This is a genomic window from Haladaptatus marinus (genome assembly GCF_051194195.1).
Genome location: NZ_JBLZNK010000005.1, coordinates 335,557 through 356,943 on the forward strand (window position 1 = coordinate 335,557; position 21,387 = coordinate 356,943).

Below are 21,387 nucleotides of genomic sequence, written 5' to 3' on the forward strand. Positions count from 1 at the left end.
CTACAACAGAATCGCTTAACTAGACAGTGCCAAATATATCGAGATGTCGTGGGAACGACTATCTATTGAACGAGTACAGAATGAGACATATGTCGCCGGCCGAGCGAGGATCTCGAATTCCTCGAGCAGGAGTGGTGAGATGAATTCAACTTCGAGTCTCGTTGACGGCGTGAACTGCGTCTTCAGCGTTTTCACGAATCAAGTCATAGGAATGACGCGCAATGCCAAGACCGGAATATGTTGGTCGAGTGTCATGTATTGTCGTTCCCTCACTCTTCCTTGTCGCCTTGGCTTCGAACCATGTAGCAAGTGAATCGCCGATTCCCGAGATGAACCAGCGAGTCGGTGCGCGTGCGATGACATTCGTATCAACAACTATGAATGATGGATGGAAGTCGTGACGGTGGGCTCTCTCGAATGTTCCCTCTTCCTTGTATATGATCGAGAGACTACTGGTTGGGGCATCTGTCGAAGCGATCGTCGGGACTGATCCAACTACTCCCCCAGTACGCGCGCAGACAGCTTTTGCCGTATCAATGGCTTTCCCACCGCCAATCCCAATGATGACATCTGCACTTATCTTACTTGCAACATCAGTGAGTCGGTCGATTTCGGTAGTAGAACATTCTCCAGTGAAATCCGATCTTTCCAGGCCAGTATCCACGTCATTAAAAGTTTCCTCTACCAAATCACCAACGACCCGCCACACGTCCGAGTCGGAGATGAGTAGCGCTGATTCGCCGTGTTGGAGTGCCAGCGGACCGACTCTTTCTAAAGCTCCAGGCCCCTGTATGTAGCGAGCTGGTGAAGCGAATACGCGATGCATAGGTTCAGATTCGACTACAATGGTAAATACTCTTTCAACTAGGATTATAGATGAGATGCTGGTGAAGAATTTACAATTAGTATCGTTTTCTACCGAGAAACCGTACTTTTCAGATCGTATACACCGATTCTACTCACCGGCGATTTGATTTGTTACTGTGCTATTTGTTGGCTTCGGATAGTGGAATAATTACAGTACTGTAACTGTAAGGCAGGTGAACATCATTAGAATTGTAAGACGGCTTCGATAGCCGTTCCACTATGCCATTACAAAACTGTATTTGTGATCATGAGTCCGTATCTATAAAAGTGCATACTTTAATAAAAATAATATAGTATTGAATTAATTAATGTACGGATGAGATTATTGTGATTGTATGCTACAGCGTGTGTTTATCGAATATTGTTTATTTAGTGTCTGTCGAACCGCCTTTCAACGAAAATCTCGGATATGCTCGAAACATTCTTTTGAGTGAGCCCGACACGAGTTTCGACCGTAATATGAATAGACGAATCATCATCATCATTGACAGTAATAGGTTAGAGGTTCGCTATGCGCTGGTATTCTTCGTCAAGCGCAGCTGCATCTTCGAGCAGGGGTGCCGCGACGAGACAGCCCGCGTATTCGTTGAAATAGTCGGCGAACGTCGCGATCCGATCAGTATAGAGCGCTTCGAGCGAGTCCAACAGAATGAACAGGACTTTCTCGTAATGTCGTGGACGAGATAGCCAGCAAGCGCGAACACGAGATCGGCGACTTCCCGTTCACTAATGTGGTCGCTCGTATCTTAGTAGAAGGTGCCCGACTCAGCACTGCGAATCTTATGCAGATTGAGCATGCTTTTTGTGACTTTCCGTCGCCTTCTTGGACGTCCTGCTACGTGCGCTCGATCCAGATCCGTTTAAGCTTCGCATAGTCGAGCAGATTGGATGTTAGAATCGCAATTCCGTCGAATCCCCTTACGCTTTTGTAATGTAACCGTCGAAACGTCAGACCCACTAGTCGACTGCTCGGACCACGGTGTCAGTCGGCTCTGGCGACTGGGCCATTGTCTACGAGCGACTGCTTCGTCGAGAAGATTCGATCCGAAGCCTGTTTTACCCCTCTCGTCAGGCGCATCTCTCGCATTCAATCTCGGTCTTCCATTACACCGCTATGTCTGTAATGGAAATCGAACGAATCTACCACTGTTGAGGCCGTCTCCCTGGAAGAAGTATAATGAATAATATGGTTGTGCGAATTTTGAGATCCGCGAAATAGTCATATTCTGTATGATTCTATATTCAGGCTGCCACGATATGCCTCAAAATCATTGAAATCGGATGTTTGAGCCTCTTGATCCATTATATTTAAAATATATATATAGGGCCCTTTTACAAATGATATTATGTGTCTATATTATGTCAACTATCGGCATATGCGGTATGGAGATTACCGACAGACTTTCCCCGAAACAGCCGAATTACGGTTTATGAACGTCGAAGAGCTCCGAAGGGCACTGGAAAACGCGGATCTCACGAAGTACGAGGCTGAGGCGTATTTGACGCTCATTAAATACGGTCAGTTACCTGCTGTCGATATCTCGAGCAAGTCTTCGATACCGACGTCACAGGTGTACGAAACCCTCCGTTCGCTCGAAGAACAGGGATTTGTCGAGACAATAGAGGGAGACCGCCTCCACGCCGAGCCCAACGAACCAGACGAGATCCTCGACGAATTGCGATCATTGGGGTCGTTGTTGACGCAAGCGGCCGAAGAACTCGAAGAACGCTGGGAGGAACCCGAGGTCGACGAACACAGGGTCGGCGTCGTGAAGCGACCAGAGACGGTGTACGAGCACGTTCGGACGCGGCTCGAAGAGGCAGATGTCACTGCCGAACTGTCGATGGCGTTCGACCAGTTTGAATTACTGCTTCCCGAACTCGAAGCCGCCGCTGATCGGGGCGTATTCGTCCGTATCCACCTCTACGACGAACCGAACCTTCGCGAGAAGGCTGCGTCGCTCGGACTCGCGAACTCGAATCTCAATATCCGGGTTGGCACGATTCCCGGCCCGTTCCTCGCGATTATCGACCGCAACCGGACGTTCTTCACACCGAACACGCGTGCTGACGAGGATTATGGCATCCTGATCAACGACTACATACTCTCGTTCATCACACACTGGTATTTTGTCAGCTGTCAGTGGCACATGTGGGAGCCGCTGTTCGAGTCGTGTTCGGACTGGACGGAGTACGACTCCCTCGAGGAATTTATGCGCGACGTTGTTCCTCTGTTCGACGACGGCGCGGAGATCCATATCGCCGTTCGAGGTAACTACATCCGATCGCGTGAAGACTGCATCAAGCGAGGCCGACTTGCTGAAGCGTTCTACCCGACTCGATACACCAGCAGAGACGCTGGCCTCTCGTTAGAAGATCTCTCAGGTTACTCAATTATCTTCCTCGATACCGGAAACGAAGTCCTGTCTGTCGGCTCGTGGGGTGCGATTTACGAGGATATCGAAGCCCACCGAATCACGATCGAGGCTATCAATTTCCCCTACAATACCGAAGCAAACAGATCGTCGACGAACGATCTGACTCAGTTGTAGTTCGACTCGACTGTCAACGTTGCTCGTTGATCCGCGATTTCGAGGGTATAGTTGCCTGGTTCGGCGGATCGACTGCCGTCTTCCTGAGCGAGGCCCAGGGAGTTTGCCTCGATTCGGATCGTCGCTATCCCCGACTCACCGCCTTCGAGGGTCACGCGACCGAACCCACGGAGTTCCTTTACCGGCGTCACTCTCGAACTGACGTCGTCACTGACATAGGCTTGCACCACGGCCGTTCCCTCTCGTTCACTCGTGTTCTCGATCGGAACGGAAACTGCCGTCGATCCGTGGGGGCCGATCGTCGTCTCACTCAACTCGATATCGCCGTATTCGAACTCGGCGTAGCTCTCGCCGTGTCCGAACGCGAACAGGGGATCGTACGAATCCGGATGTTGGTCGGAGCCGATCGGTGTCGGGTGCCGGAGGTAGTTGAACCGGGTTGGAAGACGGCCTTCCGACCGCGGGATCGAGATCGGCAGACGACCGCTTGGCTCGTTCTCGCCGAACAGGGTCTCGGCGACTGCCTGCCCGCCCATAGTCCCGGGGTAGTAGGCCATCAAAAGGCCAGCGGCGTGTTCGGCCAGCCAGTTCACGGCGAGCGGTCGTCCAGTAACAAGGACACCGACGATCGGCGTGCCCGTCTCGTGGATCGCATTCAAGAGGTCACACTGTGCATCTGGCAACTGGAGTTGGGACCTGTTGGGGAACTCGTTGTTGTCCCCGCCGGTGAGTGCGGTCGGTCCGAACTCATGGAGGTACCAGTTCTCGCCGACTGCCACGACGGCGACGTCGGCGTTTTCTGCCGCTTGTGCGGCAGCTTCGACGTCGTCTGTCTCGGCGATTCCCGACCCACGCTCGTAGGTGACAGTTCCCGACGACAGCGACTCGATCCCGTCCCGGATCGTGACGACGTCTGTTCCTTCCGGGTCTGGCACGCTCCATCCACCGAGCTGGTGGATCGGGTCGTCCGCATTCGGGCCCGTGACCAGGATGTCGGCGTCGGCGTCCAGCGGGAGGCTGCCGTCGTTCGAGAGCAACGTCATCGATTCGTTGGCGGCCTCAAGTGCCTGCGCTCTATGTTCGTCGGCGCCGACGACGTCCGTCGCTTTCGAGGTGTCGACGTACGGATCTTCGAAGAGACCGAGTCTGAATTTCTGCGTGAGTACTCTTCGGACACTCTCCTCGACGACGGATTCTGCGAGTTTCCCCTCTTCGACAAGCGACTGTAGGTGTTCGGCGTGTTCGACGGCATCGACGGAGGCGATGTCTAGACCAGCGTCCCGCGTCAGCTGCACCGAATCGCGGTGATCGGCTGCGATTTGGTGGTTGTCGTGGAGCATCTGGACGCCGTTCCAGTCGGAGACAATAGTTCCGTCGAAATCCAGGTCGCCACGGAGGGACTCACGGAGGAACCGTCGCGACCCGTGGGCAGGCTCACCATTGATCACGTTGTAACAGGGCATCACCGATTCGACCCCCTCCTGGATCGCGTCGACGAACGATGGGAGGAAGACGTTTCGAAGCATGTACTCGGATGTTTCGACCGGTGAGGCGTCCTCACCACGGACTGGTTCGCTGTACGCCGGGAAGTGTTTGGCCGTGGCAATCACTGACGATGGGTTCTCGATGCCATCGTCCTGGTAACCTCGGACTTGCGCTGCGGCGAGCTTGCCACAGAGGAAGGGACTCTCACCGAAGGTCTCGAAAGTTCTGCCCCAGCGCGCGTCCCGGGCGACGTCACACGTCGGCGAGTAGTTCTGATGGCCCCCGCTCGTGCGAACCTCAGTCGCCGTAACTTCGGCGCTGGACTCGACGAGCGATTCGTCCCAGGTCGCAGCCATCCCGAGGCTGTTCGGGAATGCGGTTGCTTCGGCCACGTAGGCGTGCCCGTGGACGGCGTCGACGTTGAACAAGAGTGGGATATCGAGTCTCGTCTCCGATTGGGCAATCTCCTGGAGATAGTTCACCGTCTCGACGACGTCGTCGAGACGCAGATCCCGTGCCCCTGCCCAGCCGAATGTCGCTACAGCGCCGACACCGTACTCTGTGATCTCGGCTTCGACATCGTCAAGTCCTTTTGTCGTGTCGAGCTCGCCGGCCCATGTGCCGACGAGTTGGCCAACTTTCTCTTCAAGAGTCATTCGGTCGAGAAGGTCGTCTACTCGCTGATTGATCTGAAGCGCCTCATCCCTGTAGGGTAGGCGCTCGTCTACATTCGCCATGTCTGAACCCTCGTTCACAACAGTATATAAGATTTCGGGAGAGTGATAGTCTGTTCCTACTCTCCCCCGCTGTCGAACTTGTGGACGACGTCGATATTTGCCTTCGTGAGTCGAATCCGCTGGTCCGTCCTCACATTTTCGAACATTACTTCGGTCCCGTCGGGCCACTCGACGTGAACTGCGACCGTCTCTGCACTCCCGACACCGACGTGTTCGACACGTGTATCCTATGAGAGGTAATTGGTGTTGCTCAACTGGTGGACGATCCACTCAGCATCTGCTGCCGTCTTGGTGAGGGCGCGGAACTGGAGGGTGGAAATCAGGTCACGATCCCTGTCGTTGTCGAAATCTGCCGCGACCGCAGCCCATCTCCATCCCGCCGTGGCGAACGCCAAGTTCGTCGGCTCGATTGGTGAGTTCTCCACTCGACTGACCGACGAGGAGGGTATTTTCCTCGGTCTGACTGGAGTGAATGACGTGTTCGAGGAGTCGATTGAGGCATTCGTACCGCTCATTGATACGTTGTTCTTGAGATCGGGGGGACCAGAAGGTCGTGACGAAGACGTCCTGTTTTCCGTGGTCGGTCAGGTCGGCTGTCTCGGAGGCCGTCCCGGGCGAGTCGGCCGCGGCCGTGTCTTCGTCGACGGCAGCCAACAGATCGGGCTGAGGGCTCAGCGTCTCGGGGACGTCGCTGACGGAGTCAAAGGAGCGTGGACTGTAGGCCAACGTGAACAGCAACCCACGACTGAACAAGGCCCGGGCGTCGCCGCCGAACCCCACTGGAAGGTTGCTTCGAGCGTTCCCAACACGGAGTCGATCTGGCCTCGCGCGTTCGTCGTTGGCGTCGTCGACCCTTCGGAACTGAGATCGAGAACGACCAGTTGTTGCGGTGGCATCGTGTTGCGGTGAGTGTCACGGATGAGGAATTCGCCCCAGCGGTGCTGTTCTGACGGTCGTTCGCTCGGATTCCAGCGGGCGACGGTATTTCTCTGGATGCTATGTCTGTCTGTAGTTTCGAGCGCTCACGACCGAGAGACGCTGTCAGTGCGCTCGTCCACCGATTGCGACGGCTGTCTTGACGAAGTCTCTTCTTTATACTCGTCGAGGGTCGGCTGCGGACATTGGCTCTAATACCGTCTTCTCGCTGTAAATTGTTTCCCAGAATTCGACGTTGAGGCAGGATTTCAGGGTCGAGATCGTGCGGGATCTGCCACTGGAGGTTACGACACTCCATTCTCGGCTGTTCTGGCCTGGGATACGTTCTAATATATATGCTCCACTAACCCACCGAATGATTTATTACATATGGGTAAGCCTGTTTGGACGAACCATGTTAAGCGATAGCAGTTATGGTGACCTAGTCAATCGTCGACATTTCATGCGAGCAGCAGGCGTTTCCGGTATGGCTGCGCTCGCTGGCTGTAGTGGCGGAGACAATGGCAACGGAAATGAGAACGGAACCGGCAACACGACCTCAAGTGGGAAGGTCTACGACACCAAATTCGTCGCCGCGACTAACAACGGTGTTCCGGCGAACTTGCATCTCAATCCGGATGCGACACAGAACTACGACCCCATCGCGGGAGCTCACGTATTCGAGCGGTTCGTCTCCTACAACTACCGTACTCAGAAGTTCGAGATGGCCGGGTTGGAAGACTGGTCCGTGGACGGCAAGACATTCACGCTCACTATTCGAGAGGACTTCAACTGGGACAACGGTGATGCAGTCACGGCCCAGGACCTGATGACGCAGTTCAGATTACAGAAGAAGACGGACGGGGCGATTTGGGACTTCGTCGAGAACGTCGAGCAGGGCGAGAACGAAAAGACCGTCGTGTTAAATCTCAAAAAGGAGACAAACCCGCTTCTGCTCAAACACGCTATCGGGTCGCAGGGTGACCGGATCTACGCGCACCATCCGACGTTCAAACAGTTCCTCGACAAGGATGCCTCTGCTCTCCAGCAGTTCAAGTACGAGAAGGACGTCGTCGCCAACGGTTCGTTCAGCTTCGAATCCAAGGACAAGCAGTCCTGGGAGCTCACGCGGAACGAGGAATACTTCAACGCGGACAAGGTAAATTTCACTCGGATCCAGCTCCTGAACCGTGGAGACAACACGGCACTCCAGCAGGGGCTGATGGGTGGCGAACTCGATGGCGTCTACAGCATGTTCGCGCCGCCGAACATCGCTAAGAGCATGCCTGGCCACGTCCAAGAGGTAAACACGCCTGCGAAGTGGGGCTACGGTATCGTCTTCAATCACAGCCACGAACACTTCGGCAAGGTCGCCGTTCGCAAAGCTATCGCCCACGTGATAAACCGAGAGGCGGTCGCCGGAAACGCTGGTCCGCGCACGAAGGCCACGCCCAAGGTCGCCACCGCGATCGCAGTCGACGACCAGGAATCCTGGCTCGGCGACGACATGGGTGAATTCGAGACCTACGGCCAGTCCGCCTCACAGACCGACAAGGCCGCTTCCCTGCTCCGTGACGCTGGCTACAGCAAGAGCGGCGGCAAGTGGGAAGACAGCAACGGCAACAAGATCAGTGCCCAGTATGTCACGCCGGCAGGCTGGACCGACTGGACGACCGCGACCAACACGGTCGTCGATCAGCTCAACTCCTTCGGGTTCGACCTCGAGATATCTTCGAAGCCGATGGGTGACTACTTCGATGGGTACATCAACAACAACTTTGCACTGGGTGCGTTTTACTGGCTCCCTGGTGGCGCACGGTCGTCGTTCCCGTTCTACCCGCTGCGGTGGGAGATGAAGTGTCCCGATATCAATGGCGGGCACCAGTTCCCGACTGGCGAGAAAACCATCCCCGGGATTGATGGCGGCGAGATGACGATCAGCCCGCTCGAAGAGATCAAGAAGGTCGCGACAATGACCTCCGAGGAAGAGGTGACGAACGTCGTCCGCCGCGTCGCCTGGCACCACAACCAGACGCTTCCCTTCTTAGGTGTCACCGAGAAGCAAGAACAGACGTGGATCAGCAGCAAGAACTTCGACACCCCTTCGAAAGACGATGCGCTGGGTATCAAGTGGGCCACGCAGTGGCTACCGCGCGTCGACAAGCTGAGTGTACAGGGTAACTAGAGCAGACGTTCGGCACACAGGCAACCAATCTCCGACTCCGATACAATCATATAACACGATCAAAGAACTAAGATCATGGGTAACTATTACATACGCCGAACCGCTCGAGTGTTCGCGACCATCTTCCTGGTCGCTAGCCTGACATTCGGCCTGATTCGGCTCCTTCCAGGCGGACCGTTCACAATGCTCCGAGCGAGGTTGCTTAAGAGTGGTGTGCCCGCCTCGGAAGTCGATGCACGCATCGCCAACTTACAGAACATTCAACCGGACGCGCCGATATGGGAGCAGTACATAAACTACATGCTCTCGGCCATGCGGGGTGACTTCGGGCGATCTATCAAGCTCGGCGAACCTGTTTCACAGATTATTGCCGAGGCCGTTCCGTGGACCGTCTTCGTCGTCCTCGTCTCCACAGTCCTCATCTTCGTCTTCGGGATCTTACTTGGTGCGATCCAGGCCTACTGGGAAGGATCCAGATTCGACCAGTTGGTCTCGGGACTCTCGATCAGCCTCATGTCGATCCCATTCTACGTGGTCGCTGTCCTGTCACTGTTCATCGTCGCCTATCAGCTTCAGTGGCTTCCGACTGCTGGAACGGTCGGAACCGACGTCGAGACTGGACTGACACTGGAGTTCTTCGTGAGTGCACTCAGACACGCCGCGCTGCCGATATTCTCGTACACAATTGGCGGCATCGGGGGACAGGCACTCGCGATGCGTGGCAACAGCATCCAGGTGTTGGGGAACGATTACGTGGAGGTCGCCAGGCTTCGTGGGCTGTCCGACAGACGGATTGCCACGTGGTACGTTGCCCGAAACGCGATTCTCCCGATGTACACCGGGTTCCTGCTGTTGTTGGGTTTCCGACTCGGCGGGACGATCATCCTCGAACGGATCTTCTCCTATCCCGGCCTCGGATGGTATCTGTGGTCTGCGCTCAAGGCTAACGACTATCCCCTGATGATGGGGACCTTCCTCGTCATCACTGTTGCACTCGTCATTGGTGTCTACATTGCTGACCTGACCTACAGCAAGATCGATCCGCGCATCAGTCGGGGTGAATCCGATGCCTACTGAGTCCAAACAACAGGAGAACACCGCCTGGCGATCAGAATATACGGAATCGCCGGACGTAACGCTTCGAGACAAGGTCGCCGAGTACTTCGAGGAACGAATCCACAAACCGGCGATGGTCGCCTGGGCTGACGGCCGAACGCGGCTTGGACTTCTCATCATGGGCGTCTACGTCGGGATGGCGATCATCGCGATCTTTGACCTCTATCGCGCCCCCTCGACCAATCAGGCACCGCGGCTGGTGGGAGCGTTCCAGAGCTGGGATCATCCCCTCGGGACGACGATGTCCGGAGTGGACTTGCTGTCGCTTGTCATTCACTCTACGCCAGAAATCCTCCTGATGGTCGCTGCTGGCGGTCTCTGGGCGACGGCGACGGCGATCGTCGTTGGGACACTTGCGGGGTACAAAGGAGGGACGGTCGATCGGGTGCTTATGTCGTTCTCAGACGTCATGATGGCCATCCCGGGCCTCCCGCTGGTCGTCATTCTCGCAGTGACGCTCAACCCGAAAAATCCGATCATCCTCGGGATCCTCATCAATATCAACTACTGGGCTGGCCTGGGACGGTCACTCCGGTCACAGGTCTTGACTATCCGTGAGGACAACTACGTTGAGGCGTCCCGAACGATGGGTGTCAGTACGCCACGGATCCTGCTCAAAGACATCATCCCGAATCTGATGCCGTACGTGACGGTGAACTTCGTCTTCGCAGCCCGGTACGTCGTGTTCGCGTCCATCGGGTTGTTCTTCCTGGGTGTATTGCCTTTCTCGACGCAGAATTGGGGAGTCACGCTGAACTACGCCTACAACGGTGGCGCGCTGTTCACCTGGCAGGCAGCCCACTGGCTCATCTTCCCGATGATCGCCATCATGGGGCTGTCACTCGCGCTGATCCTATTGGGTCAGGGGATGGACAGGGTGTTCAACCCCCGCGTCCGGACCCGTATGGCAGGTGAATCCGAATCGACCGTGAAGGACGACGACGCAGGCATGACGGAGGTGCTCTGAATGGCTATCGAAAGCGAACAACTGACCGAACCGGACGAACTCGAAGACCCGATACTGGAGATCAAAAACGCGAGTGTCACCTACGATGGCGGCGAGACGTACGTCCTAAACGATGTCACCTTCGACGTCGAACGCAACGAGATCGTCGGTGTGGTCGGCGAGAGTGGTAGCGGCAAGTCGATGCTCGCCTCCGCGATGCTCGACGCAATTCCCGCACCCGGAAAAATCTCCGGTGAGATCCTCTATCACCCCGACGAGGACACGACTGTCGACGTGTTGAACCTGAGTGACGACGATCTCAGATCGTACCGCTGGGCCGACGTCTCGATGGTGTTCCAGGGCGCGATGAGTTCGTTCAACCCGACAATGCAAGTCGGGAGTCATTTCAAGGACACACTCCGGGCACACGATCAAAACATCGCCGAGGGGATGGACTTCGCGCGTGAGCTCCTCTCGGACCTCTACCTCGACCCGGAGCGAGTGCTCGAATCGTATCCCCACGAACTCAGCGGTGGGATGCAACAACGTGCGCTCATTGCCTTGAGCCTCCTCCTGGAGCCGGAGGTGCTCGTCATGGACGAGCCGACGGCTGCGCTGGATCTGTTGATGCAGCGGTCGATCCTGATGTTGCTCGAGGATCTCAAGGAAAAGTACGATGTGACGATGGTGTTCATCACACACGACCTGCCGCTGGTCGCGTCGCTGGCCGACCGTATGGCCGTGATGTACGCCTTCGAACTCGTCGAGGCCGGGCCGCGAAACCAAATCGTCGGCGACGCCGGCCATCCGTACACACGTGCACTACTCAACTCGACACCGAACATCGACGCCCCACTCGAAGAAATGAAACCGATTCCAGGAAAAAGTCCCGCACCAGTGAATGTCCCGGCCGGCTGTTCGTACGCCGATCGGTGCCCTCTCGCGACTGAAGAGTGTATCGTATCCGATCCGCAGTTCGAGTTGGTCGAGAACGAATATTCCGTCGCCTGTCACCACTGGGAACGAGCCAAAGACGAGATCAAGCTCAACTTCGCGGGGACTGAGACGATACGGACGGATGGCAGTACTGGCAACACGGACTTCTTCGAGGGAGGTGAGCAGCGATGAGCAGTCCGGACGCGACTGAGCGAGTCGGCAGCGGCGTCGACAGTGGTAACGATCCGTTGATCTCCTTGGACAACGTCGAAGTTCACTTCGAGAAAGAACAGGGACTGCTCGACTTCTTCGAGGAGCCGGACACCGTCAAAGCAGTCGACGGTGTCTCACTCGACATCCAGGAGAACGATGTGCTCGCGCTCGTCGGAGAGAGCGGCTGTGGTAAGACCACACTCGGGAAGACGACCATTGGACTTCAGCGTCCGACAGGTGGATCCGTGAAGTACCGCGGTCGGGACATCTGGGAGACGAAAGCCGGGAACACCGATCTATCGTTCTCCGACATTCGCTCGTCACTGCAGATCATCCACCAGGATCCCGGTAGTTCTCTCAATCCGAACCGGCGCATCGTCGAGATCCTCTCCGAACCGATCAAATTGATGCACCCAGGCGTGGGTGCCAGTGAGCGACGGGAGCGAATCCATTCGCTTCTGGAACGAGTCGGAATGACGCCCGCCCCCGACTTCGCTGGCCGCTACCCGCACCAGCTCAGCGGGGGTGAAAAGCAGCGTGTCGCGCTCGCTCGTGCGCTGCTCATGAACCCTGACGTCATCCTGGCCGACGAGGCAATCAGCGCCCTTGACGTCTCCTTGCGCGTCGAGATGATGGACCTGATGCTCAACCTCCAGAACGACTTCGACACCTCGTTCGTCTTCGTCTCACACGACCTCTCGAACGCGCGCTACTTCGCCGAACACGGCGGCGGTCGCGTCGGTGTGATGTACCTAGGTAACCTGGTCGAAGTCGGCCCAGCAGAACAGATTATCGAGAACCCAGAACATCCCTATACCAAGGTACTCCGGTGGGCAACGCCGAACCTCTCGTTGGACGCGAAAGAAGCAGGGGAACCGCCCATGCGAAAGATCGACATTCCCGATCCGATCAACCCGCCCAGCGGATGTCGGTTCCACACCCGGTGCCTGAAGGCCAGAGAGGCCTGTAAGAAGCAACAACCAGAACTGGACCAGCGAGGTGACTCCCACCGCGTTGCGTGTTTCCGGTCCAACGAGGATCACGAGTACTGGAACAGCCCCAAACTCGAAGATTGAACTGCCCGGTCGCCTGGTCAGTACGATCGGGACGTTCATTATATCCTTCCGAGAATACGAGAACATGACACTACGTGACGCGGCACTCGATGCGATCTGCAGTCAGCGAGATCAGATTCCAATACTCCTGGCTGTTGTCATCGTCATGGGGCTGTTGCTGGTCTTCCCGTTGTTCCTGTTGAATAGCGGCTCACAGGGGTACGTTATCGCCGTTATCGACGCGATACTCATCGTTCTCTGTCTGTTCGTCTTCGGATCGACTTACTGGTACTGTACGAAACGCGCGATGGAGTGACGACGGACTATTCGTCTGCGAGAAACGCTGTCGTCTCAGTGGCAAGTTCGCTAACGTCTACGTCCTCGTTTTCAGCGGTGACGTCTCTGAGCACAGGTACTGCCGCCTCGATTCAGAAGATCTCCGATGATGCGTACGATCAGAAAGATCGGTTGGCCCAAATATCCCAAACGATGGATCAGACTTTGAACGACCTCGCCAAGTTCGCCGAGGAACACGACGTTGAGTTCGACGAATTGTTCGAGTGCATCGAGACTATTGCTACATCGCTCTCTGCGATCGTCGAACCCGGCGAGGAGACGATAGCTGCTGCAAAGGACGTGGCTGACGCTGCCGAAGAACAGATAGCCGAAATCAACCAGGAGACCCAGCGGCCAGAGGATCTCACCCGTTATTGCTGTTCCGCTCAAGGAGGTGCTCAGTCGGTTCGAGACCCAATCTAACACGAGTTCTACCTCCCATAGGGCCCGAAAGTGAGACGCGGACCGTCGATGGCACAGATTCACAGGACTGGGAGGCCGCATCTGGAGTCTTGATCCATACGAATCTGTCCTAAGTAGGTATCTTTTCGGCTCTTCACTCGTCGCCAGCGGCGTTGTTACAGCACTGATTGACCGGTGTTCTTTCGGAGCGCCAGCTTGGGTTTTACTGAACCGCTAGCGAGTCTCCACTCGATCGTACCACTGGGAAACGACGGGGAAAGTGGCGAAAAAGTATGAAGCGATCAGGAGCCGTGCGAGACCGACCTCAGGCTGACGCGGTCTTCGTCTGTGTTGTCGTGTTGCCAGCGGCGTCGGTTACAGTCAGTACCACGTCGTAGCTGCCGGACCCCTTCCTGTCGCGGATGTTCGTATTATCGGACGCGCTCGATCCACTGACACCGATCGTCTTACTGGTTTGCACACCGTTCTGGCGGAGTTCGACGACGACCGACGAGAGATCGCCGTCGGCGTCCGAAACAGTCCAGTTTACGTTGAAGCTCGCCCAGCCACCGTTCGAGACATTCGTGACGCTGAAGCTGTCGATGGTTGGGGCAGTTGATCCGGTCGATCCGGAGTCAGTCGTCACCGAGATCGTGTTCAAGGCGTTTGACTCGTTGCCCGCGCTGTCGACCGCCGTGACATAAATGTCATAGGTGGTACTCAGACCCCCCCACCGTCGGCCCACGAGTGTCCCTCGTAGGGACTGAAGTGGCGTAAGAACGGGAACATCGAATTCGACCGATCGGGGTTCGCGAAGTCCCGAATCAGGAGATTGACCATGCCACCCCAGTTCGAATCTTGGGCCCACGTCGGATCCTTTCGGGCGACTTCTGCGGCCCCACGGACGTAGTAGCCGTAGTGGAAGTGGTGGTCGTTGATGTTTGCGTCAGAGCAATTGTTATCATCTGACATAGGTGTATTGTAACTAGCGTACCAGCGTCGCTATCTAGATAGCACTGCGAACCGCGCTAGCGCTGATACGGTTGCCCACTATCAAATCGAACAAATATACAATAAATTAATCGGTAGTAATAGTCGTGTTTAGTCAAGGATGAAGCATGAGACATGGTGAATTGATGCTGGTCTATGGCAAAAATCACACGCTTCAGCAGGTATAGCAACTGGATCGAATTAGAGTTTGTAGAGCGCGAGCGGACACCGCGTGAACTGATGCAGCTTGGTATTCGCCTCTATCTGCCAAATTTATATATTTTATATACTATATGTAAAAATGGAAGTTCGATGTCCTACACTCGCGGGAAGCAGTTCATGACTGGGTGCAAAAAGCTGATCTACAGTTGGCTACCGACGCGAGTCCGGATCACGTTACCTTGAGGGGATCGTGATCCGAATCAACGGTTAGCAATTCTGGCTGTATTCAGCCGTCGACCCCGAAACAAATGAATTCCTGTAGCTGAGGTTGTTTACAACGACTACGACGGCATTAGTTGAGCAGTTTTTGCGAGAGCCTCAGGAGAAACACGCCATCTCCGACACCATGTTTCTTGTCGACCGCGTTCATCATCTCAAAGCAGCACTACAACGATTCGGGCCCCATATCAAAATATTGATATGGGAACCAATTTCTCGTTAGAAATGTCTTTAGATGAACAAAACACCACACCTAATAATTTAGTGATAGTTTCAGACACCTCGATCCAGCCACCGCCGAAACATGGTCGCAAGCCTTCGCGGTCTGGTAGAAATCGCTTACCTATACACGATGCATTATTCTGACCGTGATTATTTATATCATGTTCAATTTTTCGCGCCAGAAAATCTCCTCATCCCAATGACCAGCCTGCTGGAGGTCATTACGGATTTTCACGCTCGTGCCGATGGTTGGTCGATCCGTCGTTTATATCGTTATCGCTGCAATCCTCGCACTGAAAGCGATTCAACGAAATCCAACCGCACTCTGGTACCCGCTCGTGTTCTCCCCATTTATTGAACTGGCATATGACAGTATCGTCAGAACCAACATCCGTCCGCGCTTCTCGGGGAAGATGTTCCACCTCTCGCTCGTCATGTTCGCCTATCTGCTCGAACCCATCCTGTTCGGGTGGTACGGCATCTTCCTCGGCCCACTGGTAATGGTCGTCGTCCAATTCCTCCAAGTCGTCGTTCCGCAACTTCGCGGCGAAGCGACCGAAGACGGCCAGTGATCACGGAGCATTTGGTTGTTGTTCTCTCTGGATAGAGTGTTTTGAATCCGTCACTGTGGTATCGGTTCTACTACCTGCTAAATCAATAAGCGGCAGTCGGTTCCTGGGGTACTCATCGAAACTATGCGCGAACGTTACTCGACGAAAAACCAGGCCGTCAGTACTGCCTCCTATGCGGCGCAGGATCGTCAATCGAGACCTCGAACTCACTTCCCACGTTACTGGTTCCAGAAAGCTTATTCCAAACATGTGTGAGTGAAGAGGTATGGTAAAAACAGTCGCTATAGCTATCAAAACAGTGCTGGCAGGTGTTGGCTTGCTCTTTGTGTTGGCGATCCTGTTTGGAGGTAACATAGACGAAGATGCTGGCGTGTTACAGATTTCTGAATAATCGGCTGATCTATACGAGTTTACTCTGCAGCGCTCGGCTTCAGGAACGTCTGCACAGCCTGCACAGAGCATCCGTTTGTCTTTCAGCGGAGAACGTGCGAGAGATTGCGGTGCACACCGGTACTCAACTGTACTCACCATGTTATTACACCCAGGACGTCGATTTTTTGCCGATTAAAATCCTAAGCGAAAGTGGATCATCCCAGGGCCCTAAACCAATACTATGCGCTGTGTTTCCCCCAGCCAGAACAATTTTGAACGGCTGGGATCACAGCACTAGAGTACAATATCACACCCTGCTTGTATCCAACGTATGCAAAGAAAATCACGTGCGACAAGCGAATGGAAGCGCGGATACCGACCAGGGACGTTCTCTATCGCGGCCTACGATGCGAAAGCGGAAGCGCTAGGTGTTGCTGTGGCGACCGGCATCGTCGCTGTAGGAGCGACATGCCCATACGTGAGCGATACGGCCGCGGTTGTCACGCAATCGTTCACGAAAACGACTCACGGCTCGGATGTACTTTCGCGGGTGGCCGACGGTGAAGGTATCGAATCGGCGTGCGAATCGGTGTTAGCGCGGGACGAACATTCGAGCTATCGGCAGTTACACGGTGTTGAACGTGATGATGGGCAATATACGTTCACTGGTGACAACTGTGTCGATTGGTGTGGCTCGACGACCGGGCCAAAACACTCGGTTGCGGGAAATATGCTCGATGGTTCTGCTGTCGTCGATGCAGTAAGGGATGCGTTCACTACATCCACCGGTTCGCTTCCCGACCGTTTACTCAGCGGTCTCGAGGCAGGACAGGAAGCGGGTGGCGATAAACGAGGAAAGGTAAGTTCGGCTTTACTCGTCCACGCACCTGAGCCAAAGCTGTATCACAATCTTCGCATTGACGCTGCCGAACATCCGATTCGGAAGCTTCGGGAACTCTATGAAAGGGCGTATGAGACCCAACAAAACTTACAGGACGAGACCAGCCGGCAGTTAGGTTCGTATCCCGATGAGATCCTCGAATTCGGCGTGAAATACTGATCCTGTGGCAGTGGCTCAATCACTAGATTTCGATTCAACTGGCTCGATGAACGGTCGACGTTCGCTCATTTCATCGACAGAGAGAAGACACGATATTTGATGGCCGGCACCGGCCTCCGTCTCCTTCAGATTCGGTTCAGTTTTCTCACAGACTTCTCCGATTTTCTTCGGACAACGGGTCTGGAACGGACACCCAGACGGTGGATTCAGCGGGCTTGGAACGCTCCCCTCGAGCAGGATTCGGTCGGTTTTCTTCGACGGATTGGCGTGTGGAACCGCCGACAACAGGCTCTCCGTGTAGGGGTGGAACGGCGGCGAAAATATCTGTTCGACCGTGCCGAACTCGGCTATTTTCCCAAGGTACATCACCGCTATTCGGTCGCAGATGTGCTGAACGACGCCGATGTTGTGCGAGATGAACAGGTACGAGAGCCCGTATTCTGCCTGAATCTCGTTAAGGAGGTTCAGTATTTGGGCCTGCACCGAAACGTCGAGCGCCGAGACCGGCTCGTCGCAAACGATGAGCTTCGGTTCCACGGCGAGCGCGTGTGCGATCGCGATGCGCTGTTGTTGACCGCCGGAGAACTGATGCGGATACTTGTTGATCATGTCCGGCGAGAGGCCGACGCGCCTCAGCAACTCGCGCGTGCGACGTCTTTTCTCATCACCGGTGGCGATGCCGTGTCGTTCCATCGCTCGCCCGATTACCTGCCCGACTGTCTTCCGTGGGTTGAGCGAGCTCTGCGGATCCTGAAATATTATCTGCATCTCACGACGGAGACTCCGAACCTCCGTACTGCTCATCTCGTGAATGGGCTGTCCCTCGAAGTACACTTCGCATTCGGTCGGTTCGAGGAGTTTCAGCGCGGTCCGAGCGACGGTCGATTTTCCACAGCCACTTTCACCAACGAGACCCATCGTCTCTCCCTCGTAAATGTCGAAATCAATGCCATCAACCGCCTTTACCGCTCGTCGTTCGAATTTCGGTAAGCCACCGTCGGAACGCGTGAGCGAGAGGCCGCCTAGGAATCCGTCTCCAGCTGCGAAATGCTTCTTCAAATTCTTCACCGCGAACAGCGGTTCACCACTCCGATCGAGATCTTTCTGTTCGCTTCTCGAAACTGCGGGCACATACCCCTGACTAAGGTCAAGTTCGTCCGTTCGGATACACGCCGCACGAGACGTCGTCCCCGCTATTGAGGTGAGGTCGGGATTCCCACCGGTGTGACAGTCATCGGTCGCGTGTGCACACCGTGGAGCGAAGTTACACCCCTGCGGCAGATCGGTGAGATCCGGCATTGCTCCGTCCAGCGTTGGAAGTTCGTCGTACTGCATATCCGGCTGGGGAATCGAATCGATCAACCCCCGTGTGTACGGATGTCGTGGGTTTCGAAACAGCTCATCGAGTTTTGCAGTCTCCACGAGATTCCCCGCGTACATCACCCCGACATGATCACACGTCTGGGCAACGACGCCGAGATTGTGCGTGATCATCAGGATGGCCATCCCCTTTTCGTCCTGTAGTCCGTTCAATAAATCAAGTATCTTTGCCTGTGTCGTCACGTCGAGCGCGGTCGTCGGTTCGTCCGCGATGATCAGATCTGGCTTGCAGGAGAGACCAATGGCGATGAGGACGCGTTGGCGCATGCCTCCGGAGAATTCGTGCGGGTAATCATCGAAACGCTCGGCCGCATCCGGAATCTCGACATCGCGCATCACTTCGATGGCTTGCTCGCGCGCCGTCGATCGGTCACTGTCCTGATGGTGCATGATCGTCTCGACGATCTGCTCGCCGACCGTGAGTACCGGATTGAGAGACGACATCGGATCCTGTGGGATGAGCGCGATCTTGTTTCCACGGATCGTTCGCATCCCCTTCTCGGAGAACTCCAGTAAGTCCTCTCCGTCGAAGATGACCTCGCCGCCAGTGATTTCTCCGGGGGGGTCGATGAGCTGTAGTAGCGAACGCGCAGTGACGCTCTTTCCGGCACCGGACTCACCGACGATTCCCATTGTTTCTCCCGTATCGAGGGAGAACGATACATCATTGGCGGCGACGACTTTTCCGTCCTCCGTCAGAAACTCCGTCCGGAGGTTTCGAACTTGGAGGAGCGGTGACCGTCCACCGTCCGTATTTTTGCGCTTCATTCTATCGAATCCACCTTGGGGTCGAGAACGTCTCTGAGGCCATCACCGAGCAGATTGAATCCGATGACGGTAATCGCGATTGCGATACCTGGGAAGATGATTATCCACGGTGCGGACTGCATAAATCCGCGACCGGTGTTAATCATGAGTCCCCATGACGGCGTCGGGGGTTGTGCACCAAGGCCGAGAAACGACAGGCTTGCCTCCGCGAGCATCGCGAATGCGATGTTCAACGAACCCTGTACAAGTAACGGAGCAGAACAGTTCGGTAACACCTCGCGGAAGATAATGTGCGGATTATTTTCCCCCCGGGCAACGGCTGATTCTACATACGCCTCGTTTCGCTCGGACAAGGTCGCACTTCGGGCGACACGAGCGATGTACGGAGTGTACACGAAGGCCAACGCGATAACGACGTTGTTGAGTTCCGGTCCGAGGACGACCATCAATGTCAATGCGAGAAGGATGGGTGGAAACGACATCGCAGCGTCCATCAGCCGCATCAACGATTCGTCGACAAGACCTCCGTAATAGCCGGATACGAGCCCGATTATCGTCCCGATCAGGAGTGCACCGGTGATTGCGCCGAAGCCGACATACAGCGATATCCGACTGCCCAACACGACGCGGCTGAAGATGTCTCGGCCGAGGTCGTCGGTTCCGAACGGATGGTCGATCGACGGCGGTTGTGTTCTATCCGAGACGGACGTCTTGTCGAATGCGTAGGGTGCGATGGCTGGTGCGAAGATCGCGACGACGATGAGCACCAACACAATGGTAAGCCCGATCATCGCCTTGGTGTTGTTCCTGAACTGCCGAGCAAACCGTTCGAGACGTTCTTTCTGTGCGGACGTGACCGTTAATGTCGAGGTTGCCATTATTCCTCGCCTCCGTAGCGGATTCGTGGGTCGAAGTACCCATAGAGGATGTCTGCTGCAAGATTCGAGAGCATGTACATCAATGCGACGACGATGATACAGCCCTGCAACAACGGGATATCCCGGCTTTGAATGGCAGTCAGCGTCAACCTGCCGATGCCGGGCCAGAAGAACACTTCTTCGAGAACGACGACCCCGCCGAACGCGTAGCTAAACTGAAACGCGATAACCGTGATAACGGGGATGATGGCGTTCCGAAGCGCGTGTTTGAGGACGATGATTCGCTGGGTCATTCCCTTGGAACGAGCCAGTTTGATGTACTCCTCGGACATGACCTCGAGCATCGACGACCGGGTCATTCGCATGATGTAGGCGGTGAGGGCGAATCCCATTGCCGACGCCGGGAGGATGAGATGGGTCAGCGTTCCCACTGGGTCGTCACTCGGCGAGACGTAGCCACCTGTCGGGAAGATATTCAACCACACGGCGAAGACGAGGATGAACACGAGTCCCCACAGGAAGATTGGGATGGAAACACCGATGAATCCGAACATCGACGCGAAGAGGTCGGGTGCCTCGTTCTGCTTTACCGCAGCGATGACCCCGAGCGGCAGTGCTAGGAAAACCGCAATCAACGTCGCCGCACCGGCGAGCATGAGCGACTTCGGTAGTTTTTCCGCGATGAGCGTTACGACTGGGTCATCGAACCGGAGTGATGTTCCCATATCACCCTGAAGGAGACCGATGACCCAGTCGATATACTGGAGGTACAGCGGCTTGTCGAGACCCATTTGCGCTTGCAGCGCTTGAATGGACTCTTCGGTCGCGTTCGGTCCAAGGATGAGGAGCGCAACGTCTCCAGGCAGGATCGTCGTCACAATAAACGTGATCAACGATACAAACAGGAGGGTCAACGTCATGAACCCCAACCGTCTGAGCAGATAGTTGGACATTGACAT

21 protein-coding genes and 2 pseudogenes are annotated in these 21,387 nt (G+C 55.4%); 12 read left to right on the top strand and 11 right to left on the bottom strand.

The window, feature by feature from the left end:
• Positions 1-15 precede the first annotated feature (15 nt).
• The 3 genes from ACN2TU_RS18955 to ACN2TU_RS18965 all read right to left on the bottom strand — a co-directional run bounded on the left by ACN2TU_RS18955 (position 16) and on the right by ACN2TU_RS18965 (position 1,512).
• The gene (locus ACN2TU_RS18955) at positions 16-195 is read right to left on the bottom strand and encodes a DUF5127 domain-containing protein (protein ID WP_435157537.1); all 180 of its coding nucleotides are present in this window, start codon (positions 193-195) and stop codon (positions 16-18) included.
• Positions 146-826 carry an iron-containing alcohol dehydrogenase gene (locus ACN2TU_RS18960; RefSeq protein WP_435157538.1) on the bottom strand — a complete coding sequence of 227 codons (681 nt, stop codon included), beginning with the start codon at positions 824-826 and terminating at the stop codon, positions 146-148. The genes ACN2TU_RS18955 and ACN2TU_RS18960 overlap by 50 nt, the downstream gene beginning before the upstream one ends.
• Positions 827-1,365: 539 nt before the next feature.
• A complete protein-coding gene (locus tag ACN2TU_RS18965) occupies positions 1,366-1,512 on the bottom strand; it encodes a hypothetical protein (RefSeq protein ID WP_435157539.1) in 147 nt (48 codons plus the stop codon).
• A gap of 785 nt (positions 1,513-2,297) precedes the next feature.
• Between ACN2TU_RS18965 and ACN2TU_RS18970 the strand changes: the two genes are divergently transcribed.
• Positions 2,298-3,419, top strand: coding sequence for a TrmB family transcriptional regulator (locus ACN2TU_RS18970; protein ID WP_435157541.1), 1,122 nt, complete (start codon positions 2,298-2,300; stop codon positions 3,417-3,419).
• On the opposite strand, the gene ACN2TU_RS18975 is transcribed toward ACN2TU_RS18970, so the two are convergent.
• The 3 genes and pseudogenes from ACN2TU_RS18975 to ACN2TU_RS18985 form a co-directional block, all read right to left on the bottom strand.
• Positions 3,410-5,641: a glycoside hydrolase family 3 N-terminal domain-containing protein gene (locus ACN2TU_RS18975; protein WP_435157542.1), complete on the bottom strand. Its 2,232-nt coding sequence runs from the start codon at positions 5,639-5,641 to the stop codon at positions 3,410-3,412. The two genes, ACN2TU_RS18970 and ACN2TU_RS18975, sit on opposite strands and share 10 nt — an antisense overlap.
• A 56-nt stretch (positions 5,642-5,697) precedes the next feature.
• A pseudogene (locus ACN2TU_RS18980) lies at positions 5,698-5,844 on the bottom strand (hypothetical protein); the annotation flags it as partial.
• A 121-nt stretch (positions 5,845-5,965) separates the two neighbouring features.
• Positions 5,966-6,421, bottom strand: coding sequence for a hypothetical protein (locus ACN2TU_RS18985; protein WP_435157544.1), 456 nt, complete (start codon positions 6,419-6,421; stop codon positions 5,966-5,968).
• 598 nt (positions 6,422-7,019) lie between these two features.
• On the opposite strand from ACN2TU_RS18985, the gene ACN2TU_RS18990 reads away from it, so the two are divergent.
• The 7 genes from ACN2TU_RS18990 (at position 7,020) to ACN2TU_RS19020 (ending at position 13,766) form a co-directional block, all read left to right on the top strand.
• Entirely contained in the window at positions 7,020-8,741 is a 1,722-nt protein-coding gene (locus ACN2TU_RS18990; RefSeq protein WP_435157546.1) for an ABC transporter substrate-binding protein, read from the top strand.
• Positions 8,742-8,816: 75 nt separating this feature from the next.
• On the top strand, positions 8,817-9,818 hold the full coding sequence (locus ACN2TU_RS18995; RefSeq protein ID WP_435157547.1) for an ABC transporter permease: 1,002 nt from the start codon (positions 8,817-8,819) through the stop codon (positions 9,816-9,818).
• Positions 9,808-10,824, top strand: a complete 1,017-nt coding sequence (locus ACN2TU_RS19000) for an ABC transporter permease (protein WP_435157548.1) — start codon at positions 9,808-9,810, stop codon at positions 10,822-10,824. The genes ACN2TU_RS18995 and ACN2TU_RS19000 overlap by 11 nt, the downstream gene beginning before the upstream one ends.
• Positions 10,825-11,931, top strand: coding sequence for an ABC transporter ATP-binding protein (locus ACN2TU_RS19005; protein WP_435157550.1), 1,107 nt, complete (start codon positions 10,825-10,827; stop codon positions 11,929-11,931). It begins immediately after the preceding gene.
• On the top strand, positions 11,928-13,028 hold the full coding sequence (locus tag ACN2TU_RS19010; RefSeq protein ID WP_435157552.1) for an oligopeptide/dipeptide ABC transporter ATP-binding protein: 1,101 nt from the start codon (positions 11,928-11,930) through the stop codon (positions 13,026-13,028). Before ACN2TU_RS19005 ends, ACN2TU_RS19010 begins: the two co-directional genes overlap by 4 nt.
• 64 nt (positions 13,029-13,092) lie before the next feature.
• Complete coding sequence (locus tag ACN2TU_RS19015; protein WP_435157554.1) at positions 13,093-13,323, top strand: hypothetical protein; 231 nt, start codon at positions 13,093-13,095, stop codon at positions 13,321-13,323.
• 173 nt (positions 13,324-13,496) lie between these two features.
• Complete coding sequence (locus ACN2TU_RS19020; RefSeq protein WP_435157556.1) at positions 13,497-13,766, top strand: hypothetical protein; 270 nt, start codon at positions 13,497-13,499, stop codon at positions 13,764-13,766.
• Positions 13,767-14,070: 304 nt separating this feature from the next.
• Here the strand turns inward: ACN2TU_RS19020 and ACN2TU_RS19025 are convergent, their stop codons facing one another.
• Together ACN2TU_RS19025 and ACN2TU_RS19030 are read right to left on the bottom strand one after the other, a co-directional pair.
• The gene (locus ACN2TU_RS19025; RefSeq protein WP_435157558.1) at positions 14,071-14,490 is read right to left on the bottom strand and encodes a hypothetical protein; all 420 of its coding nucleotides are present in this window, start codon (positions 14,488-14,490) and stop codon (positions 14,071-14,073) included.
• The gene (locus ACN2TU_RS19030; RefSeq protein ID WP_435157560.1) at positions 14,466-14,717 is read right to left on the bottom strand and encodes a glycosyl hydrolase; all 252 of its coding nucleotides are present in this window, start codon (positions 14,715-14,717) and stop codon (positions 14,466-14,468) included. The genes ACN2TU_RS19025 and ACN2TU_RS19030 overlap by 25 nt, the downstream gene beginning before the upstream one ends.
• Positions 14,718-14,891: 174 nt before the next feature.
• On the opposite strand from ACN2TU_RS19030, the pseudogene ACN2TU_RS19035 reads away from it, so the two are divergent.
• The 4 genes and pseudogenes from ACN2TU_RS19035 (at position 14,892) to ACN2TU_RS19050 (ending at position 17,402) form a co-directional block, all read left to right on the top strand.
• Positions 14,892-15,508 (top strand): annotated as a pseudogene (locus ACN2TU_RS19035) (IS6 family transposase).
• Positions 15,509-15,643: 135 nt separating this feature from the next.
• Positions 15,644-15,970: a hypothetical protein gene (locus ACN2TU_RS19040; protein WP_435157561.1), complete on the top strand. Its 327-nt coding sequence runs from the start codon at positions 15,644-15,646 to the stop codon at positions 15,968-15,970.
• 265 nt (positions 15,971-16,235) lie between these two features.
• Positions 16,236-16,361, top strand: coding sequence for a hypothetical protein (locus ACN2TU_RS19045; protein ID WP_435157563.1), 126 nt, complete (start codon positions 16,236-16,238; stop codon positions 16,359-16,361).
• A gap of 312 nt (positions 16,362-16,673) precedes the next feature.
• Positions 16,674-17,402 (top strand): DUF1028 domain-containing protein, encoded by a 729-nt coding sequence (locus tag ACN2TU_RS19050; RefSeq protein ID WP_435157564.1) that lies wholly within the window; start codon positions 16,674-16,676, stop codon positions 17,400-17,402.
• Positions 17,403-17,417: 15 nt separating this feature from the next.
• Here ACN2TU_RS19050 and ACN2TU_RS19055 read toward each other — a convergent pair whose 3' ends face one another.
• From ACN2TU_RS19055 to ACN2TU_RS19065, 3 genes are read right to left on the bottom strand one after another with little or no spacing between them, the layout of a single operon-like run.
• Positions 17,418-19,550, bottom strand: coding sequence for a dipeptide ABC transporter ATP-binding protein (locus ACN2TU_RS19055; RefSeq protein ID WP_435157565.1), 2,133 nt, complete (start codon positions 19,548-19,550; stop codon positions 17,418-17,420).
• Entirely contained in the window at positions 19,547-20,428 is an 882-nt protein-coding gene (locus ACN2TU_RS19060; RefSeq protein WP_435157567.1) for an ABC transporter permease, read from the bottom strand. Before ACN2TU_RS19060 ends, ACN2TU_RS19055 begins: the two co-directional genes overlap by 4 nt.
• A complete protein-coding gene (locus ACN2TU_RS19065; RefSeq protein ID WP_435157568.1) occupies positions 20,428-21,387 on the bottom strand; it encodes an ABC transporter permease in 960 nt (319 codons plus the stop codon). Before ACN2TU_RS19065 ends, ACN2TU_RS19060 begins: the two co-directional genes overlap by 1 nt.

Coding starts and splice junctions, on each gene's coding strand:
- ACN2TU_RS18960 (WP_435157538.1), bottom strand. CDS start 826: ATGCATCGCGTATTCGCTTCACCAGCTCGCTACATACAGGGGCCTGGA.
- ACN2TU_RS18970 (WP_435157541.1), top strand. CDS start 2,298: ATGAACGTCGAAGAGCTCCGAAGGGCACTGGAAAACGCGGATCTCACG.
- ACN2TU_RS18975 (WP_435157542.1), bottom strand. CDS start 5,641: ATGGCGAATGTAGACGAGCGCCTACCCTACAGGGATGAGGCGCTTCAG.
- ACN2TU_RS18990 (WP_435157546.1), top strand. CDS start 7,020: ATGCGAGCAGCAGGCGTTTCCGGTATGGCTGCGCTCGCTGGCTGTAGT.
- ACN2TU_RS18995 (WP_435157547.1), top strand. CDS start 8,817: ATGGGTAACTATTACATACGCCGAACCGCTCGAGTGTTCGCGACCATC.
- ACN2TU_RS19000 (WP_435157548.1), top strand. CDS start 9,808: ATGCCTACTGAGTCCAAACAACAGGAGAACACCGCCTGGCGATCAGAA.
- ACN2TU_RS19005 (WP_435157550.1), top strand. CDS start 10,825: ATGGCTATCGAAAGCGAACAACTGACCGAACCGGACGAACTCGAAGAC.
- ACN2TU_RS19010 (WP_435157552.1), top strand. CDS start 11,928: ATGAGCAGTCCGGACGCGACTGAGCGAGTCGGCAGCGGCGTCGACAGT.
- ACN2TU_RS19015 (WP_435157554.1), top strand. CDS start 13,093: ATGACACTACGTGACGCGGCACTCGATGCGATCTGCAGTCAGCGAGAT.
- ACN2TU_RS19020 (WP_435157556.1), top strand. CDS start 13,497: ATGGATCAGACTTTGAACGACCTCGCCAAGTTCGCCGAGGAACACGAC.
- ACN2TU_RS19030 (WP_435157560.1), bottom strand. CDS start 14,717: ATGTCAGATGATAACAATTGCTCTGACGCAAACATCAACGACCACCAC.
- ACN2TU_RS19040 (WP_435157561.1), top strand. CDS start 15,644: ATGGTTGGTCGATCCGTCGTTTATATCGTTATCGCTGCAATCCTCGCA.
- ACN2TU_RS19045 (WP_435157563.1), top strand. CDS start 16,236: ATGGTAAAAACAGTCGCTATAGCTATCAAAACAGTGCTGGCAGGTGTT.
- ACN2TU_RS19050 (WP_435157564.1), top strand. CDS start 16,674: ATGCAAAGAAAATCACGTGCGACAAGCGAATGGAAGCGCGGATACCGA.
- ACN2TU_RS19055 (WP_435157565.1), bottom strand. CDS start 19,550: ATGAAGCGCAAAAATACGGACGGTGGACGGTCACCGCTCCTCCAAGTT.
- ACN2TU_RS19060 (WP_435157567.1), bottom strand. CDS start 20,428: ATGGCAACCTCGACATTAACGGTCACGTCCGCACAGAAAGAACGTCTC.
- ACN2TU_RS19065 (WP_435157568.1), bottom strand. CDS start 21,387: ATGTCAATGTCCAACTATCTGCTCAGACGGTTGGGGTTCATGACGTTG.